Raw genomic sequence first — 19977 nt, forward strand, 5'->3', positions numbered from 1 at the left:
TCAACTTCACATCCCTTCAAACGTAGTATATGTCTTAGCAATTTGTTGTATGCAGCAAGCAATATATACAATCTATGGGATAATTTTCTTGAATTTTGGCACTTTATTATCAAATTGCAACCTGTCATATTATTACCCAAACATTCATACATATTTTTATAGTATATTATATGCAGATAAATATAGTAAGTTACAAAAGGAACTAAAAGGTCTTAGCCTAAATTCATGCTGTTTTAATCCGTAAGAAGCGGTATTATCGTACCTATGTCCACTACAGATTCATCCGCCAAAGATACTGCCTCAACACCTTTTTTCAAAAGAAAATCCTCTATAATTTTATAGGATTTAAGCTTTCGCACATCGCCCGAAACAGCCCACTTTCCCTTGTCAATAAGGCCTGTACATCCTCCTATGAATCCGTTTTCAAATCCAGGAAGCAATATTTTATCCTCTTCCACAACCAGCACGTCAACACCTTTTTTCTCAGCCGCTTTCGCAATTCCCCTGTCCATGGTTATTATGGAATTTTCGTCTACAACAGATATTGCGCATTTGGCATACCCCTGGTTGATATGTACCAGTTCTATGTCCATTTTGAAAAAGTTTTCCTTAAGAACTTTATCGGTATATTTTGTGTTATGGAACACAAGATTTCCAACTCTGGCTGCATTATAGCGGACACTGCCGGGATACTTCGAATAAAGCTCCGTCTCCCCCTTTACAAGCAAAAATCCCCGGTCTAAAAGTGCACGAAGAACTTTTTCAGATGCTCCGGGAGCATACACAATCCTTCTTTCTCCCAAATGATGAAATACTGCATCGGGATGAAAGGAAATGGCCGGGTAAAGTGCCAAATGGGGCTCTGTCTTAATCAGCTCAATACCCATCTTGCAAAATCCTGCCTCCAAAGACGGGCTGATTCTTCCGTCCACCATGGCAAGCCGGACTCTTCTTTCGGGTATGTTGGGCACATTTATGAAATTCATAACCTCACCTGTTTTATTATTCCTTAAAAATTCTTTTACATACACAACATAAAATTATAATAAAAAGATATCACAATTGATTTTTAATTTTCATAAATATAAAATAGCTTAAATTATTATCGATCTTACATAAAATTATATACTATTTCAGACAAACATAGCGTAAAATATATTGTTAACAATTACTCGCTTTTTTGCCGGATTCTTCGCTACTAACTGCCGGTAAATAAAAAAACCGGCGGTTATTTAGATAGACCGCACCTTTTTAAAAAGGTGCGGATTTTATTTTAAGCATTAATAATTAATACTTTTATGGGCACAATATTAACAAACCTGTTTTATTGATTGCAACCGACTTAGCAATACTCTTTCTAACGGGAGTGATATCATGACAACTATCAACTGTTCGTCAAATTGCGTTCACCAGCAGGATGGCAAGTGTACGCTTGATAGTGTCACCAAAAACTCAGATTCAGCCTCCCCTGATTGCGCTTTCTTTGAAGAGAAAGTGCCAAAACAAGCTGTTAAAAAAGTCACAGTATACACCTGACCAAAAAGCAAAGGGGCCTTATGCCCCTTAAGCTTTTATTGACCATATCTTTAAATGTCAAGTATTCTCAATATTTTCACGCTTGCACCTGCCCGAAAAATGATATATATTAAAATTCAGGTGATTAAAATGTATACTGATGAAATTAAAAGAACATCATCCACTTTAATTAATGAAATAATTTCTATAAGAAGGGATATTCACCGAAATCCCGAGCTGGGATTTCACGAGTGCAGAACCTCTGCCATTGTATCGGACTTTTTAAAAAATCTTGGTTTCAAAGTTTATACAAACATCGCCAAAACCGGAGTTGTCGGTGTCCTGGAAGGCAAAAATCCCGGCAAGACAATTGCAATAAGGGCCGACATGGATGCACTGCCCATAGCCGAGGAAAATGATTTTGAGTACGCATCCCAAATCAAAAACGTCATGCATGCCTGCGGCCATGATGCCCATACAGCCATAGCATTGGGAGCGGCAAAGATACTTTCAGGCTTTAGGGACAAAATATCCGGCAATGTCAAATTTATTTTCCAGCCCGCAGAAGAAGGGCTTGGTGGAGCTGCTTTAATGATTGATGAAGGTGTACTCGAAAATCCTTCCGCCGATGCTATAATTGCTCTTCATGTTTCTCCGCTTTTAAAATCAGGAGAGATTTCAATCGGTACAGGACCGGTAATGGCTTCACCTGCCGAATTTGACATAGCTATCTACGGCAAGGGCGGTCATGCAGCCCAGCCTAATAAATCCGTAAACCCGATATCCATAGGTGTTAGTATTATAAACATGTTTTCCTCCATTATTCCAAAAACCATAAGTCCCTTTGAAAGTGCCGTCCTGTCCGTAACATCCTTTGAAGCAGGCAATACCTATAATGTCATTCCTTCACAGGCTGTTATCAAAGGTACCGTCAGGGCTTTCGACCGGGAAACCCACAATAAGATATACAATAAAATGCACTCTGTAGTTGCCTCATTAACATCCTTAGAGGGAGCAGATTTTTCTTTTGACTACAATCTTGGCTATCCTCCGGTCATAAATAATGGAGAAATTGCAAAGCTTATTGCGAATGCTTCGAAAAAAATTATCGGAGAAGGCAATGTGAAGGAAAATCCTGAGCCTTCCATGCTTGCGGAAGATTTTTCCTATTATGCTTTAAAAGTTCCCGGAGCCATTTTCAATCTGGGCTGCGGCAATCCTTGCGATGAAAGCTTCGAAAACCTTCACTCCGCCAGATTCAAGCTGGATGAGAGCTGCATAAGCATTGGAATGGAAATATTATCCCAGTGTGTACTGGACTTTCTGAGATAATTTTTTCTTTTTTTTTACTTTTCTTCCAATTCATATTTTGCTATGAATTTTTAATTTTTCGACGGTAATAATACAGATATAAAAAATTTAATAAAAAGTTTAATTCGAAAAAGGAGTTGTAATTATGGATAGGACACCTTTGGATAGAGTGGCTCTGGTTGTAGTTATAATCGGAGCGCTAAACTGGCTTTTAGTAGGACTGTTTAACTACAACCTTGTGGCAGATTTGTTCGGTGTAAACTCACTTATTTCAAGAACCATATATACTATAGTAGGTATTGCCGGACTTTACAGCATAAGCTTGCTGTTTAGAGAATCGGCCCGCGTTGAGGACAAAGCCTAAACCTAAAAAAACCGGGTGCCTTAAACTTTTTTAAACAGGCACCCGGTTTTTCAATTATTCCCTCGTGATAGTTAAAAATCTACCTACTTAGCTTATATTTTTAATTTCCACTTCATCCGAAACAAGAACAACTTTAATACTCAGACACTTGTCTGCATCAACGGAAACATCATATGTTTTAACTCCAAACTTCTCAATACTCTTGTCGATCTCATTCTTTATCTGATTCTCAAGAATATCGTAAACCATATTGCTCAAACTTATCCTCTCCCTTCCTCAACGCATATAATAATATCAAAAAATTTTTATCTTGTTAATACTTATGGGAAATTAACTTTGAAACTTATATTCTTAAAAAGCCTTAAACCCTACAACCAAGCCTTTTTTTGCAAAATAATTTTTTATAATCACAAATAAAACACCTTCCTGTATTTCTCATTGATACAGGAAGGTGTTTTGTCATTTACGCTTTGAAATCTCTACTCTTCTCCATCCCAATTATGATAAACATTCTGGACATCATCCAAATCCTCAAGGTTTTCAATCAGCTTATTCATAAATTCAATATGCTTCGGATCGGTGAGTGCGGTCATGGTCTGGGGAACCATTTCAACTTCAGCTTCAACGAACTCATAACCTTCTTGTTCGAGGCCTTCCCTCACTTTTGAGAAATCTTCCGGTGCAGTAATTATTTCGAAATACTCATCCTCAGTGGTAAAGTCCTCCGCTCCAAGGTCCAAGGCTTTCATCATAAGATCGTCTTCATTGGTTTTGTCACTCTTTTCAATCAGTATTACACCTTTCTTGTCGAACATAAAGGACACACAGCCCGTTGTGCCGAGATTGCCCCCGAATTTGTCAAACAAATGCCTTACTTCACCTGCTGTCCTGTTTCTGTTATCCGTCATGGCTTCAACAATAACAGCCACGCCACCAGGGCCATAGCCTTCATATACAACCTCTTCATAATTGGTTGAATCAATTTCTCCCGCCGCCTTTTTTATACTCCTCATGATGGTGTCATTGGGCATATTGGCAGCTTTCGCCTTTGCAATAACATCTTTCAGCTTTGAATTTGACTCCGGATCCGGCCCGCCTTGTTTTACAACTATGGCTATTTCCCTTCCGAGCTTTGTAAACATTTTCCCTTTCTGAGCATCTGTTTTTTGCTTCTTATGCTTTATATTGGCCCATTTCGAATGCCCCGACATAAAATACCTCCTTAACGATATATAAAACTTATATAAAATGAATAGCTATATATGAGCATACAATTCCGTCCTTTATAAATTATAATATTAAAAGGTCATTTTATAAAGATTTTCCGATTCAATTACAAGTTTTTTTGTCATGAATCCCAAAAATGTATTTACATATTTGATTTTATTGTATAAAATAGGTATGACATTTTATGTATATAACTCTATATTATTCTATGTATGTATACTTATATTATAAGGCAAGGGTTGATACTATGAACAGTAAACCTTATTTTGGTATGTATACCAGAATTATAATATATTTAATGTTTGCACATTTGATTATTGCAGGCATTAGTTTTATCTCATTCATGTACAGATTAACCAGCCAAACTCCTGCAGATAGTTGCGCCTTACTTGACTTGCTTTTGTATCAAACCATTTTCCTCCTGATGATGGAGGTACTGATTATTGCCGCCATTATGTCTGTTATGGTATACGCCAACAGGAAATCCGGCAATCTTACTTCACAGCATACTGCAGATATTGAGAATTTAATAACGCAGCATCAACGTGAGCTTGAAGAAAAAAATGAAATAATTCAAAACCTTACCTCACTTTATGAAAAAACTATAAGATCAAGCAGTCAAAAATCGGAGTTTTTCTATAATGTGTCCCACGAGTTGAAAACTCCCTTAAGCGTCATCCTTGGAGCCATACAGCTTATCAGCCAAAAATATCCCCTTGACGAAAAAGACCGGAGAAAATCAACCCGGCACTTGATTACAATAAAGCAAAACTGCTACAGGCTTTTAAGGTTGATAAACAATATTCTGGATATCAGCCGGATTGATTCGGGCTACATTAAAACAAACCTGGTAAACTGCAACATTGTATATCTTGTAGAAGATATAACCAGCTCCGTAATCCCCTATGTGGAGCAAAAAGGTTTGTCCCTGGAGTTCGACACCCTCGATGAGGAAATCATAACCGCAGTGGATGTTGACAAGATTGAAAGAATAATTCTAAATCTTTTATCCAATGCTGTCAAATTTACCAATCCCGGAGGAAAAATCTTCGTAAAAGTAGCCAAAAAGTTCAACAACGTCATCATTAAAGTCAAAGATACAGGCATCGGAATACCTAAAAATATGCAGGCTGCCATTTTTGAACGTTATCGGCAGGTGCAAAACGATCTAACCTCGGAAATTGACGGAAGCGGCATAGGTCTTTCCATTGTAAAGTCCTTCGTTTCCCTTCATAATGGGGTTATAAAGGTAAAAAGCAAAGAAAACAAAGGCAGCGAATTTATAATATCACTTCCCATACACCTTTGCGAAGAAAATCAATGGCACGATTCAAATTGTCAAAATTCCCAAAGCAAAATAATTGAGGCTATTAATATCGAGTTTTCCGATATATATTCAATAGCCCCTTGAAATTCAAATCTTCCGCCCTATATAATTTAAACCACAGGAATTTAAAATCTTGTTATTTCTTTTATTAGCTCAATGCTACGAGGACACACGCTTGAACAGCATTTAGTCCCTTGCTCTCAATAAGCTCCATAATTTCTTTGCTGTGGGTCCCCGGCTGAAGCCAAACATTTTGCACCCCAAGCTTTGAAGCCTCCTCTATAACCTTCATCCCATGCTTGGGCGCAACCACCATGTCAATAACCTCCGGCACTTCCGGCAGAGATGACAAATCACTGTAGCACTTGTCCCCATCAATAATTTCATAGTTGGGATTTACGGGATATACTTTATATCCCTTTGATTTAAGCTTTTTATAAATCTTGTTTCCAAATTTCTCGGGATTGTCGCTGGCGCCTACAACGGCCCATACTTTTTTCTCCAACATTTTTTCCTCAAGCATAGCCCATCCTCCTCAATCTATACTATAATTTTCCCTTGGGAGTCCAGCGTGATGTAGCAGCTGTCCCCTTTTTGGACAATCGCTCTTGCATTTGTTGCTTCATTTATCATATCAATAAAGGCTTCAACATCATCTTTCGGAACAAATACTATTATCTCCACATCCTGCTCATATATTACATCTTTTATGGTAAATCCTTCAGAAATAAGGATGTTCTGAACCTTCCCGAACAAAGTGTACTCCAGAACTATACTTACCTGTGTGCAAAGCTTTTTTGTCACAATTTGGGCTGCTTCTATACCCATTGAAGCACTTTTGCCGTATGCCCGTATAAGTCCCGCAGCGCCAAGCAAAGTACCTCCAAAATACCTTGTCACAACAACTACCAAGTCCCGAAGCCCCATTTTCTTTATGACTTCAAGCACGGGAAGTCCGGCAGTCCCCGAAGGTTCACCGTCATCGCTGAACTTCTGTATAATATTCTTTCCACCAATATAGTAGGCGTAAACATTATGTGTGGCATCCCAGTACTTTGATTTTAATTCTTCAACAAACTCCACCGCTTCCTCTTCGGTTGATACCGGCTTGACCGATGCTATAAATCTGGATTTCTTCTCTTCAATTTCATACACCGCATGGTTTAGCACTGTTTTATATTCCTTATCCAACATTAACCACCTTTTTGCTTTGATTATTTTACTTTCAAATTTTTTTGTTGCCTATATTTTAACATTATATTGCCTCTTACTCTATAGTTTTTCGATAGTAGTAGAAAAATGCACATAAAATGAGGTATAATATTATCAAGATGATAGCAATGACGACATGCTGTTGGGGAGGAATATATTATGAAAATTGTTAAGGAAATTTTAAGCTGGACTGGCCATATTCTTCTAGCCATTGTTTTTGGCCTTTCGATTACAATTTTTGTTCTGCAGCCAACCATGGTCCAGGGAATTTCCATGGAGTCCACTTTGCATAACAATGACAGGGTATTGGTAAACAAGCTGATTCACACATTGGGATTTGAGCCTGATTACGGCGACATTGTAATCATAGACAAACGGATAGACAGACCTCGCTCCGTTGCCGATGATATATTGGACAGTCTCAGGTACAATGCCATTTCCTATCATTTAAATAAAAATGTGGATGAGATTTTTTGGATTAAGAGGGTTATCGGCAAAGCCGGTGACAGACTTGAATTTAAAGACGGCAAGGTTTACAGAAACGGGACCCTTCTGGATGAGCCCTATATAAAGGAGCCCATGCTTTATACTTCCGATGACGTAATAATCGTGCCGGAAGGACATGTCTTCGTAATGGGGGACAACAGAAACAACAGTTATGACAGCAGAATGGTCGGACCTATTCCCGTCGACCACGTAATAGGTAAATATATTTTCAAATTTTAACTTTTTGTGAAGGGGCATTCACCCCTTCACTTTTTATGTTGTTATATTTTCGCTTCCCATATTTATGTTTTCAATTTATGCTCTTAATTTAAAGCGTACTGTATATTCTGTTCTTTATCCTCTTCCTTGTTCTTTTCAAATTCGCGGTATTTTTTATATGACAGGCTGACTAGAGACTTGTCATGGCCCGAATTAATAAGATTCATGGCTTCGTCAACTCTAACAAAGTCCATGAATCTGGAGCTACCCTTTTTTATTTTATTTTCTTCGTTAAGGGATTTCATAATATACCATGTAGTTTTGTTGCAAAAGGGTTTTTTATGCGTTGTAGATGAGAATTCGTAATTTGTTTGTCCTGCTGTGAATACAATTTCGGTGGCTATACCGGATTCTTCTCTGATTTTTCTGACTGCTGCTTCACTCGAAAGTTCTCCATCGTGCATTATTCCTCTCGGGAGCACCCATTCGTCCTTCTCATTTTTAAGAAGAAGGACTTTGTCTCCCGAGAACACCACTCCGCCTGCAAAGTTCCTCATCAGCATGATAAAAACCCCTTTCATGATTTAATTTATATATAAATCTTATATATTTAGAAAAATTTTCATAGTATATATATATATATTATAATGCTTCAATGGTAGTCTTTATTCTAGCTGTGAGGAAATTATAAAGTTTATTTCCCGGCCCAAGCCCGGTATTTTCAGCGCATATATGTCTTAATAGGCTCTAATTTCCGCTTTTTAATCAAAGCTTTCACCTCTGTCCCCGATTCACCGTGAATTTGCTCAAGTACCTTTCCGTTTTGATAGATATAGGATATGACCCATCCGTCGCTATAGGGTATAAAAAGCCTTACCTCTTTTTCGTCCTCGGGCAGCATCTCTCCAATTCCCTGGAGCATATCATCAATTCCTTCTCCTGTAGTAGCAGATATTTCAAATATCCTTCCCTTTGGATTTAATATTGCAAGTCTCGGCATACCCTTTACCATATCTATCTTGTTTAGCGCCATGATAACAGGTTTGTTTGCCGTCCCCAGGCTCTCAAGAATGCTGTTTACGACTTTTACCTGCTCCTCCGCCTCTTCATTGGAAGCATCCACCACATGAATCAGCATATCCGCATACACTGCTTCCTCAAGGGTTGATTTAAACGCCTCCACCAAATCATGGGGAAGCTTTCTTATAAACCCTACGGTGTCAATGAGAAGCACTTCTCTTCCGTCCGGAAGAGAAAAACTTCTTGTCGTGGGGTCAAGGGTCGCAAAGAGCTTGTTTTCTGCCAAGACATCGCTTTCACACAATCTGTTCATAAGGGTGGATTTGCCTGCATTTGTATAGCCCACCAGCGCAATAGTGGGTATGGCATTTCTTTTCCGGCTTTCCCGAAGAGAATTCCTTCTCCTTTCCACATCCTTGAGCTGTGCCTCAAGAAAGCTTATTCTCTTCTTTATATGCCTTCTGTCAACCTCCAGCTTCTTCTCTCCGGTCCTCTTGTTCCTATACCTCCTCCCAGCCTTGAAAGCTGAGTTCCAAGACCTATAAGCCTTGACACCCTGTATTTTAGCTGCGCCAGCTCCACCTGAAGCTTTCCTTCCCGGGAACGGGCTCTTTTGGCAAATATGTCGAGAATTAAAGTGGTCCTGTCTATGACCTTTATTCCCGTCACTTCTTCAATGTTCCTTACCTGGGCACCCGACAGTTCATCGTCGAAAATTATCAGGTTGGCATCAAGAGCCTGGCACATAAGGGAGAGCTCTTCCACTTTTCCCCTTCCGATAAAAAAAGCAGGGTCCTTGGCAGGCCTTCTCTGAATTATTTTCTCCAAAACAACCGCTCCGGCAGTACGGGCCAGTTCTTCCAGCTCGTCCAATGACCGCTCTCCTTCGCTTCTGCCTCCCACAAGGACCTTTGACGATGCCTCAATCCCAACCAGTATTGCCCTTTCATCATCATTTTCATTTACGTACACCGCCGTACTTTTAATCTTATCCGCCTCAAATACCACATCCCACAGATGATTTATCCTTCTGTCATCCTCGCCAAAGGGTCCGTATACAGCGGATTTGCCCAAATTCCCATTTTCATCCCTCACCGGCAAAGCCGCATATATTTCCGTTACCTGTCCGTTTTTCACCCCGATTGCCACCATGGCATCCAGTCTCATTTTCACCAAAGAGTTTATATCCACCAGGGAAACCATTCCTTCACCGTTGGGATGGGTATGGATGCATCTTATCCCCAAAAGATGGGCTAAGTCCCTTCTTCCTTCCATTTCCGGAAGAGATACCGTGCTGCTGTCTCCCACACTCACATCAATTATGTTTCCCTTTCTGTTTATATGCACCGCTATCTCACGGTTGATTTTTCCCGTAAGTTCTGCCATTTTGGCTGCAAGACCCGACGGCAGAAATTCATCCCTTGAGCCCTGTATCTCAAACAGCTCCTCTATTTCTTTCAAAACCGATTCTTTTAATGATTCTATATTGCCATTTATATTAATAACTGCCCACCCCAGTTCTTTTTTGTTTAGTGTTTGAAGTATTGTTTTTTAGATACCTCGGCTTAAAAAAATCTTTCTGCTTAAGAAAAATTTTCTTATCTCATTATATTCTCTTTTGGATTGTTTCCTCCTCCATATTATTTTGCCATATCCTCAAACTTTTATCTGTTTTCGGTTTCCACAAACCATTTTTCATCATCAAAAAACAGGTATATTTCTTTTCCCCTCACTCTGCATTTGTATCTTATTCCTCTTCCTCCCGCCTTTAAAGATGCCGCTTTTGTTATATCCAGAACCCTGTCCACCTGAAACTTTCGTCCGTCGTCCCATACTATTTCCAGAGGAATCTTGTTACCTTCTTTTGTAAACTTCACAATAGCATCCACAAATACCTTTCCCACAGAATACCACTTCCTTGACAGATTACTTTCTTCTGGAATATCCTACCGGAAAAACGACGTTCTCATGAGCAGGATCGGCATTAAGCTTCTCGTCTTGAAGCAAAATCCCCCTTTTCACCGAATAATGTCCGAATCTCTCCCTGACTCTGTCCACACATTCATCAATCATCTCAAGCTTTTGTCTTTTGGCATCATCCAAAAACAACGACATCTGCGTACAGGTATCCGCCTCAACCAAATCCGTCACTCTGACCCCCAAAGCTCTTATATTCTGTGACCAATCCCAGGACTTCAAAAATATTTCATATGCTTTTTGAGCAATTTCTGATGTAATAAAGGTATGAAAATCAAGCTTGCCCTGCCTCTCCAAGGTCTGAAGCTCCGGATCCTTCAGGCTTATCTGTACTGTCCTTCCTTTAAGATTGTGACTTCTAAGCCTTTCTCCCACACTTTCGGAGAGCACATATATCAGGATCCGGACGTCTTCATTGTTTATAAGGTCCCTTGGAGTAGTGAGGGAATTACCTATGCTCTTTATCGCCATTTCACAATTATTCTTTGCAACAGAACCGGTGTCATAACCGTTTGCAAAGCTCCACAGGGTATATCCCCATTTTCCCAATTGCTTTACAAGAAACTCCGGATGGCAATTTGCCAAATCCCCAATGGTAAAAACAGCTAAATTGTTAAGTCTCCTTTTTGTTGAATTTCCCACATAGAGAAGAGCTTCCACCGGAAGTCCCCATATTTTCTCTTTAAAATTGTCCTCGGTAATAACCGTTACCGCGTCCGGCTTTTTCATATCGGAGCCAAGCTTTGCAAATATTTTATTATAGCTTACTCCTATGGAAACCGTAACCCCCAGCTCCCTTTTTATTCTCTCCCTTATCTCATTGGCAATTTTCACTCCGTCTCCAAAAAGCAAGGTACTTTCGCTGACATCCAGCCAGCACTCGTCGAGTCCAAAGGACTCTACTCTGTCGGTATAATACTCGTAAATTTGCCGGGCATATTTTGAAAATTTGTAATACAAAGGATGGTTGGCTTTTACCGTAACCAGCCCGGGACATTTACCTTTAGCCTCCCATACGGTCTCGCCCGTCTTTACATTGTATTTCTTTGCCAGTTCGTTTTTGGCAAGCACGATGCCATGCCTGTCTTCCACCGAGCCGCACACTGCAACAGGCTTTTGGCGAAGCTCGGGATTGTATAAGCATTCCACACTGGCATAGAAATTATTAAGATCGCAATGAAGAATTACTCTCTTCATTTTAATTTCACCTTCTTACATCGAACATTTGTTCGTACTTATATTATAAGCCAATCATTTCTAATTGTAAAGACCGTTGTGAATTTACAAAGACACATAGCTTAAAAAATGCAGAAACACTAGATATTCCTACAATATACATTATGCAAACGTTTATGAATAGCAAAACTTCACCCAAAATTGTTTTGAAAAAACCCTAAGTTTCAATTGCTCTTTTCCGAATAATATTATGTAAGTCAAAAATATATCCAGTACGAAAAACAAATTTATTTACGCAAGTCCCACAATTGTCGGGGGAAACATACAAATCCCATCTTTTTATGTTCTCCCGGCACAATTAAAAACTCATACACTGCAAAAAGCTCAAAGACTTCCCCTGGTCTTTGAGCTTTTTTGCAAACTTTTTTATTTTATTTTTATTACTCCCTCACTCCGGTGGATCCGAATCCGCCTCCGCGGTCAATACCTATTTCCTTTACCGAGTCCACTACTTTAAACTGAATTCGCGGGACGCGCTGCAGAACAATCTGTGCAATTCTGTCCCCCTTGCAAATCTTGTACACACCCTGTTTATTACCTTTGCTTCCGATAGTAAACTCAATCGGGTCGGATGAAATTTGCTCATTGGACGCCGGTACCGACGCATTTGTAACGATTATCCCTATCTCATCCCTGTAGCCGCTGTCAATGGTACCCGGCGAATTTGGGATTCTCAGAGGCGTGTTTAACGATATGCCGCTCCTGGGACGAACCTGTATCTCATAGCCCTCGGGAACAGCCATCTTAAGACCTGTCGGAATTATTACCGTTTCCCCGGGTCTTATGACTACATCTTCGGCAGCATAAATATCCATACCGGCATCCCATTGGTTTGCATACTTCGGTATTATTGCTCCTTCCCTGCATATTTCCACATAAACCTCAACATTTTCCGACATTCAATTACCTCCAAACAAAACCTTTTTTTTGCACTAGACACCCCTTGGGAAATGTCCCTTTGTAAAACCCCTGTCCTTTATTTTGTCAATCAATTCCTTATAAGAATCTAAAGCCTTGGAACCTTCATTTAGAATATCACTGTGCATCCTTATTATATCTCTGACCTCATTCGGGCTCTCATCGGTAAAATTAAGCCGTATCATGTCAACGCCCGATGTTTTAATTCTATCAACAGTATCTGAAAGCAGCAATACTTTTGCATTAAAAATCGTACTTCTACAGTCAATCCTGTCGCACAGCACAGGAAATTTCATGTTCATCCTGTCCTCCAGGTAAAAGTTTTTGTCCTTACAAGCCATATTGCATTTGGAGTTCTTACCGAAATTACCCTTTATGCTCCCCACAGGGCAGTACTCGCTGGTCATAAGGGGTATTCTTCCGTATACCAGCACTTCCTGTGTAAATTCCGGAAATTTCTCAAGCGCCTTTATCTGGTTGAGATTGAGCTCCAAAGATATGGTAGCTCCGTCAAACCCCATATCCATAAGGGCCTTTACCGAAAAACTGTTAAATACGTTTAAAGAGTAGTCACCCATTACACAAAGCTCCCCGTACGCTTTGGCATATTGTACCGCCCCGGGATTTCCCAAAAGAATCCCGTCAAATCCCATTTCCACAATATCCTCAAGCCGGGATTTTATCAGTTCGTCATAATTTCCCCTGGTTATTGGAGGAATAAAAACAAACAGCTCTGCATTTTCTTTAAGGCGCAAAATCCTTTCTTTCTTTTTCCCAAGAAGCATGCCAAAAGGAAGGTATATCCTGTCTGCCCCAAGGTTTTCATATTCCAGCCCGTCAATATCTGTGTAAAAACATGCCGAAATTTTTAAATCCTTTTCCCCGTTTCGACTATTTCCCGGGAAATGCAGCATATCTTCCGATTTTTCTTGCAAATTTCCCGGCTTTCTATGGGGATATCTGTCGGACCTCTTTGCTTCCAACTCTTCTAATGCAGAGCGCCGAAGGGTATTGATTTCACTTATGGGCACAGACAAACCCTCACCAACATCGGCGGACAATACTTTAAACTCGAAAGGAGTCTGTCCGGTTTTTGCCGCCTGCCGGACTACCCTTTCTTCGGTAATGGGGCTTGTCAATGCTTTCTCCGGGATATATTGGGATTTAACCTCAACCTCATTTCCCGCATAATCTTTTACAATAATCGACACTGGCTTTCCGCTTGTTATGCTGAGCCTTCCTTCAATGGGAATCTTTCTTTTCGATTTCCCTGTGAAGGATTCTTTTGCAAAGGTATTCAGCTTTTTATCCGATGTCTTGTAGACTCTATTTCCTTTTCCTATTTTGCCTTTGATGCTTCTTACTTCGGCCACCTGCTGCGGATTTGCCTCCGTCACTGTCTTTCCGTTTACCCGGATTGAGGTTACAATTGTCCCCGGGCTTTCATCCTCATTGTTCCACACCTCAATCCCGTCTCCTATGCTTAAAGGCTCCTCAAGCTTTATTTTGACACTCTCCGAAGCCTTGTCATAGGATATTACTTCTCCCAAGTATATTCCCCAGTTTTTAGGCTTCTCAAAACTCATCATATCCCTTCCCGTTTTTCCTTCCAGGTATCCTTTTGAGAAGTCGCCCCGGTTGAATATCTGGGTAAGGTCCTTTATGTCCTTTTCTTCAATATCTGCACCATAGCTGCCGGGCTCTTCCAACAGCCTGTCAAGATATTTTCTGTATACCCTGACCACAGTTGCCACATATTCCGGACTTTTCATCCTGCCTTCAATTTTCAGCGATTTTACGCCCGCCTTTACAAGCTTGTCCAAAATCTCAATTGAGCAAAGGTCTTTGGGGCTTAAAAAATATCCCCTGTCCGTCTTCTTTCCGGACAAAGTTTTTTCCTTGCCGGATTCCAAAAGCCGGTACGGCAGCCTGCATGGCTGGGCACATTTGCCGCGGTTGCCGCTTCTTCCTCCAATAATACTGCTCATAAGGCACTGTCCCGAATAACAAACACACAATGCCCCGTGAACAAACACCTCTATTTCCAGCGAGGTGCTCTTGGCAATATGCTCTATTTCTTCCAAAGACAATTCCCTTGCAAGCACAACCCTTTTAAATCCCAGCTCCTCCATCTGCCTTACGCCTTCCAGGTTATATATTGTCATCTGTGTGCTTGCGTGAAGCGGAAGGTCGGGGAACAGATTTTTTATTAAACCTGCCAAACCAATATCCTGGACTATCACCCCGTCAATACCCGCAAGGTACGACTGCTCCAGTGCTTTTAATGCTTCTTTTATCTCACTGTCGCCTATCAAGGTATTCATGGTCCGGTATACGTTTACATCCCTTGCATGGGCATATTGTACGGCTTCTTTAAAGTTCTCTTCATCAAAATTTGAAGCAAACTGTCTTGCATTAAACAGCTTGCCCCCCATGTATACCGCATCGGCACCGTTTTCAACGGCTGCAACAAAGGCATCCCAGTCTCCGCAGGGGGCAAGCAATTCCGGTTTAAAATCTCCTATCATAGTTCTCCCTTTGAATCAAAAATATTTAATACCGCAGGCATAATGTCTGTCAGCGAATCTATCTTTATCTCCACATTCTTAAGCTTTTTCCCAAGAATAACCGTAGGTACCTTGTTAAACGTATGGGTCTTTACCGTCAAGTCTTCAACATTGCCATGGTCACTGGTAATGAATATAATATCCTCATTCTCGTCATAAAGCTGCAAAAGCTCACCCAAAAAGGCATCAAGAATCTTTAGCTTTTCCATAGCCGTCTCCATTTCCATCTTGTGGCCTACTATATCTGTGACAAAATACTCAAAAAGCGTAAAATCATATTTCCGGCTAAGATTATAAAGCCTTTGCGCCGCTTCCTCCGGAGTAATTAGCTCCTCCACATAACCTTCATTTTTCAAAACCTCTCCGACAATATCATGATACACTCCCTCTCCCAAAATATATTCTTCCACAGTTCTAAGATTTAATCCTGAGGAGAGGGTCATTACCGTTGTGACCGAAGGACGATATTTTCTTTCCTTGGGGTCTTTAATTTTATCGATATAGGCTGTTCTGTAAACATTCGAATTTGTCACCGAAAAGCCTCTGTTTATAAGTTCTTTAAAAAGATTGCGGGAAGCTATTATCTTCTTCAGTGTAATTGTAGGCTGTCCGTGCAAATGTCTTGACAGCACTTTGGACGCATTTTGACCGGTAAATATGGTTGTCTGGCCCGTGGCACTCTGAGGCAGGCCGGGTACATCAAGGCATGCGTCCGTAGGAATTACGTAAGCTTTATTAAGTATATAATTTATATTTTCAAGTTCGGGATTGGCCAGAGGGTTCACCGATGCATCCGCCTTTCCAATACCAAAACCGTCTATGAAGATAAATATCATTCTCATGGTCCGACACCACCCTCAAAAAAGTAAAAGAAGCGCTGTTTACGCTTCCTTGCTGTTTCGGCAGCCAATATATCTAAATTCTGGCCCTGGTCGACTTTTCAAGCGCATTTCGCACTTCATTCAATTCCGCTTCCCTCTTTGCCAGCTCCAATTGATAATGGGTGTTTTTATTGCTTATTACGGCATTTTCATTGGCGAGCCTTTGGTTTTCCCCTTTCAGTCTTTCAATCTCTTCCTTTGCGCTCTTTAATTCCTTGCTCAAGCTGATAACGTTTTCATGTGCCTTGAAATAATCGTCGGCAACATTAATAGCGGTAAGCACCGACGCCATGGAAGTACTGAGTTTGCTGTTCATTCTCATGATTTCGTTCATCTTTTTGTCTATATACAATGCCACCTTCTGTATATACTCCTCGGACTCAACACCAACCAACGTATAATCCTTGCCTGCTATCCTGACATCCACTTTGTTTTTCTCCGCCATACCATCAGCTCCTTTGCACATTGCAAACTCCTGCAACTCATTTTCTCAAAAAAGGACACATTATTATATATTATACAATATTTCGGCACAAAAATCATTGGTTTTTCGTGAATATATTAAGAATTTGCAAAAGAAGCGAAGTATGAGTAATTTTATTTATAAAAAAAGGACCGGCATAAGCCGATCCTTTTCATTCATTTGAATTATTTATATGGTAATTCTTTTATTTCTTTAATAACGTATCTTCTTAATATTGATACGTCTGTTGAGTTAACTCTGCCGTCAACATTTACATCGGCATTCTTCAAGTTGATGGCACTTTCACTTACTTGTTTGAGAACGTATCTCTTCAACAATGAGTAGTCGGTTGAAGTAACCTTTCCGTCATCATTGCAGTCACCGTATAATGCTGTTCCAGGACCATCACCAACATAAGTTCCAGGTTGGTTATATGCCATATCTGGGAAGTATGTTGCCAATACACCCATACCAACTGCGAGGTCAACTTCATGCCAGAAACGGTGATAGTTCAATACAGGAGCTTCGCCTCTCAAGTATGCCTGATATACTTTGTCGTAGTCAGGATCTTGTTTATATTTTGTACGGATATCTATAAATTTCACACCTGGCTGAATCTTGTCGCCGTTTGGCATAGTTCCGCTCCAGCCAGCCGGAACAAATACTTCCTGCTCGAAGAAACGCTTGTAGTCTGAACGTGCTTCTTCAGTAACAACACCTTTTCCTTCTTCGCAGTAGTAGTTGTACCATGCGCGGTTAACCAATTCAGCAGCTACATCTCTTGCTTGTGTATTAAGTTTTCCTTCCCATAATTCTGTAGCTTTAGCATAAGTTGCAAGAGCATTTGCAAGTGAACCTGTAACACCAAGGTCAGTACCATATTCAGTAACTTTTACATGGAGGTTCGGGTTGCCAGTGTATTTTCCGTTCCATGTATCCGGTTGACCTGTCCACTCAAGGTTTCCAGGAATTGCGAATGTTCCATCTTCGTAGAACTTAACTTCGCTTATTACCCAGTCAACCCATTTTTTAGTGAGGTCTTTAAGTCTTGAATCACCAGTTTCGAGGTAGAGATCCATTATACGCTGCATTGACCATGCCTGCATACCAAACCATTGGTTACTTCCAGGGTCAGCATATACAGGGTGTGGAACGTATGCCATGCCATAGAATGTTGATGTGCCTGCAGGATATTTTTCATATCTACCGTTCCATGAGTTGGTTGCTCCACCGGCTATACCACCTTCAGCCGACTGCAGCCATTGATAGAATTCGATCTGTCTGTCCAAACTTGTTGTCCAGTCTTTCTTACTGTTGGATGAATTAGGAACAAATCCGTCTTGTGTTGCAGTTATCCATGCCTGGAATGGGTTCTGGTATCCGAAGTGTACGTGGCTGCATCCAATCTTCCATGCCCATGATGCACCGATTCCGCCACCCCATGAAGTATACCAAGCCATGAGGTAGTGTGCACTGTCATAACCTGTACCAGGAGTCTTGTCCTGTGCACCAATCTTCATGAAGTACTTGTCGAACATGTCATTTCTCATGTAGTCACCCATTTTAGCTGCTTTTGCTACAACAGAAGAAACTTGAGATTGTTTTCCCTGTTCTTTTGCCCATTTGTTTGCCCAGTAAACAGCCTGTATAGCACGGCCTTCTGCGTCAGGAGCGTTGGTATAACGCCACTGTCGTGAATAAGATTTGTCCTTTGTGAACAAATCAAGGAATCCGTTAGGTCCGCCATACTTGAACTCTTCTATTGACGGGTGGGGGATAGTTTCCCATGTAGATTCCTGTTCACCTCTTTGGAAGGTGTTTATATATGTTGCCTTAGTTCCTGAACCATAACCATACCAGTTGTCAACGTCCAACAACCAGTGCATGAGGTACATGTTTGGACCGTATGCAGAGGTAATGTCGTTGTGTACAGGGTCAGTTCCAACTTTTACAGTATCAAACTTCAATTCTGAAGGATAGTATTTTGGATCCTGATATTCGTCAGCATATGTAGCAGGGCTGCTTGGATTATATGATGCCATACCCTGTTGCTGTGTGCTGGCAGGAATTATATGGTCTTCCATTTCACTCCATGCCTTGTCTACTCCGGACCAGTTGCCCGAAAGGTTTCCGTACATTGCTTCAAGCCATACATAGTAACTGAAGGCTTCACTTGTTGAAACGTGACCGTAGTCCGGCGCTTCAACGATCAGTGTTTCAATTGAGTGATAAGGTATTCCCTCTTCGTCGAAATATCCGTTTCTAGGATCTTTAATCATTCCGTAGAATTCAAGGAAAAGATCCTTATAAGATGTTCCAAATTTTGTAGGCGCCTTTGTAGGACCTGCGAATGCTGTAGTAGGTACCATTATGGATACCAGCATCGCAATCGCTAATAAAATAGAGATTTTTTTGCTTTTTACCATTCTCTCCATCTTCCCCTTTCAAATATACTTTTTTATTCTTTTTAAGTTATATGATGTAATAATGCAACTTACCCGCAATTCAACCATTCCCCCTTTTTGCGGATACATTTTCACGCATTATTTCCATCATAGAACTAAGCTGTACTTAAAAACTTCTTAATTTGCAACACAATAAACTTGTGTTAATAGTATAAAAATCACGTTTGCTTTTTGCTTAAGCCAGCCGAACATTTTGCAGAAAACCGCACCTGTTGCCAAAAATAATGCATAAAAGATACCTGCCGCATAGATAACACCGAAAGGTTTGAAAGATAACTGCTGCTTGGAACAAGGAATATTGCAAAAAGTGAAATTTGTACATACTAAGTTATTACTACAATAAATACATCTTTATCATGGGAATTTAAACAGACTTGTGAAGCCTTACAACAAATGCAGCTGAGTTAAGTAAAGCAATTTCCGTATTCAGTTTTTATATTCAATTTTTCAACGACCTTCATTCGGTCCAAAAATTATATTACAATTAATAATTATTATTCATATATATACTTTCGTAAAAACATATTTTTTAAGGGGGCAGGAAAAATAACTTAAAGGTAAAATTACAGTGCAGAAATACCTGAAAACCTTGCATTTTTTCGAAAAATAACAGATATGCCGCATATTGTACGGTTGTAACTATACCCCCATTTCAAAATAAGCTAAGTCAATTATTGCTATTTCGTCTCGTATCTTAATTATAATACACAATAAATTTGTATGCAAGTCATAAAATGATTATCCCACAAAAAGTATCGGTTCTAAATAAAATTTCTTAAACCTATTGTC

17 protein-coding genes and 1 pseudogene are annotated in these 19977 nt (G+C 40.2%); 4 read left to right on the forward strand and 14 right to left on the reverse strand.

Features of this window, described 5'->3' with window-relative positions:
- Nucleotides 1-233: 233 nt before the first annotated feature.
- A complete protein-coding gene (locus PLH43_RS08600; RefSeq protein ID WP_324362091.1) occupies nt 234-986 on the reverse strand; it encodes a DUF6873 family GME fold protein in 753 nt (250 codons plus the stop codon).
- Between the two features lie 679 nt (nt 987-1665).
- Here PLH43_RS08600 and PLH43_RS08605 point away from each other — a divergent pair.
- Both PLH43_RS08605 and PLH43_RS08610 read left to right on the forward strand, forming a co-directional pair.
- A complete protein-coding gene (locus tag PLH43_RS08605; RefSeq protein ID WP_324362093.1) occupies nt 1666-2847 on the forward strand; it encodes a M20 family metallopeptidase in 1182 nt (393 codons plus the stop codon).
- 124 nt (nt 2848-2971) lie between these two features.
- A complete protein-coding gene (locus PLH43_RS08610; RefSeq protein ID WP_324362096.1) occupies nt 2972-3190 on the forward strand; it encodes a DUF378 domain-containing protein in 219 nt (72 codons plus the stop codon).
- 87 nt (nt 3191-3277) lie between these two features.
- On the opposite strand, the gene PLH43_RS08615 is transcribed toward PLH43_RS08610, so the two are convergent.
- Both PLH43_RS08615 and PLH43_RS08620 read right to left on the reverse strand, forming a co-directional pair.
- Complete coding sequence (locus PLH43_RS08615) at nt 3278-3448, reverse strand: hypothetical protein (protein WP_324362125.1); 171 nt, start codon at nt 3446-3448, stop codon at nt 3278-3280.
- Nucleotides 3449-3669: 221 nt separating this feature from the next.
- Nucleotides 3670-4401 carry a YebC/PmpR family DNA-binding transcriptional regulator gene (locus tag PLH43_RS08620; protein ID WP_324362098.1) on the reverse strand — a complete coding sequence of 244 codons (732 nt, stop codon included), beginning with the start codon at nt 4399-4401 and terminating at the stop codon, nt 3670-3672.
- A 263-nt stretch (nt 4402-4664) separates the two neighbouring features.
- Here PLH43_RS08620 and PLH43_RS08625 point away from each other — a divergent pair, with 263 nt between their 5' ends.
- Nucleotides 4665-5828 carry a HAMP domain-containing sensor histidine kinase gene (locus PLH43_RS08625; protein ID WP_324362100.1) on the forward strand — a complete coding sequence of 388 codons (1164 nt, stop codon included), beginning with the start codon at nt 4665-4667 and terminating at the stop codon, nt 5826-5828.
- Between the two features lie 64 nt (nt 5829-5892).
- On the opposite strand, the gene PLH43_RS08630 is transcribed toward PLH43_RS08625, so the two are convergent.
- Nucleotides 5893-6267 (reverse strand): CoA-binding protein, encoded by a 375-nt coding sequence (locus PLH43_RS08630; RefSeq protein ID WP_324362102.1) that lies wholly within the window; start codon nt 6265-6267, stop codon nt 5893-5895.
- Between the two features lie 17 nt (nt 6268-6284).
- Entirely contained in the window at nt 6285-6935 is a 651-nt protein-coding gene (locus PLH43_RS08635) for a YigZ family protein (protein WP_324362121.1), read from the reverse strand.
- A 180-nt stretch (nt 6936-7115) separates the two neighbouring features.
- Here PLH43_RS08635 and lepB point away from each other — a divergent pair, with 180 nt between their 5' ends.
- Nucleotides 7116-7682, forward strand: coding sequence for a signal peptidase I (gene lepB / locus PLH43_RS08640; RefSeq protein WP_324362104.1), 567 nt, complete (start codon nt 7116-7118; stop codon nt 7680-7682).
- An 83-nt stretch (nt 7683-7765) separates the two neighbouring features.
- On the opposite strand, the gene PLH43_RS08645 is transcribed toward lepB, so the two are convergent.
- The 9 genes and pseudogenes from PLH43_RS08645 to celS form a co-directional block, all read right to left on the reverse strand.
- Nucleotides 7766-8224 carry an NUDIX hydrolase gene (locus tag PLH43_RS08645; protein WP_324362107.1) on the reverse strand — a complete coding sequence of 153 codons (459 nt, stop codon included), beginning with the start codon at nt 8222-8224 and terminating at the stop codon, nt 7766-7768.
- Nucleotides 8225-8382: 158 nt separating this feature from the next.
- Nucleotides 8383-10115, reverse strand: a pseudogene (gene hflX, locus PLH43_RS08650) (GTPase HflX).
- Nucleotides 10116-10345: 230 nt separating this feature from the next.
- A complete protein-coding gene (locus tag PLH43_RS08655) occupies nt 10346-10585 on the reverse strand; it encodes a hypothetical protein (protein ID WP_324362109.1) in 240 nt (79 codons plus the stop codon).
- Nucleotides 10586-10607: 22 nt separating this feature from the next.
- The gene (locus PLH43_RS08660) at nt 10608-11855 is read right to left on the reverse strand and encodes a DNA polymerase IV (protein WP_324362111.1); all 1248 of its coding nucleotides are present in this window, start codon (nt 11853-11855) and stop codon (nt 10608-10610) included.
- A 419-nt stretch (nt 11856-12274) separates the two neighbouring features.
- Nucleotides 12275-12793, reverse strand: a complete 519-nt coding sequence (locus tag PLH43_RS08665; RefSeq protein ID WP_324362113.1) for an aminotransferase — start codon at nt 12791-12793, stop codon at nt 12275-12277.
- 33 nt (nt 12794-12826) lie between these two features.
- Nucleotides 12827-15340 carry a DUF3656 domain-containing protein gene (locus PLH43_RS08670; RefSeq protein WP_324362115.1) on the reverse strand — a complete coding sequence of 838 codons (2514 nt, stop codon included), beginning with the start codon at nt 15338-15340 and terminating at the stop codon, nt 12827-12829.
- Nucleotides 15337-16221 carry an alkaline phosphatase family protein gene (locus tag PLH43_RS08675; RefSeq protein ID WP_324362117.1) on the reverse strand — a complete coding sequence of 295 codons (885 nt, stop codon included), beginning with the start codon at nt 16219-16221 and terminating at the stop codon, nt 15337-15339. Before PLH43_RS08675 ends, PLH43_RS08670 begins: the two co-directional genes overlap by 4 nt.
- A gap of 73 nt (nt 16222-16294) precedes the next feature.
- Complete coding sequence (locus PLH43_RS08680; RefSeq protein ID WP_324362123.1) at nt 16295-16705, reverse strand: cell division protein ZapA; 411 nt, start codon at nt 16703-16705, stop codon at nt 16295-16297.
- A gap of 203 nt (nt 16706-16908) precedes the next feature.
- The gene (gene celS / locus PLH43_RS08685) at nt 16909-19158 is read right to left on the reverse strand and encodes a cellulose 1,4-beta-cellobiosidase CelS (protein WP_324362119.1); all 2250 of its coding nucleotides are present in this window, start codon (nt 19156-19158) and stop codon (nt 16909-16911) included.
- Nucleotides 19159-19977: the final 819 nt, after the last annotated feature.

The organism is Acetivibrio sp. (assembly GCF_035371925.1).
Taxonomy (GTDB): domain Bacteria; phylum Bacillota; class Clostridia; order Acetivibrionales; family Acetivibrionaceae; genus Hungateiclostridium.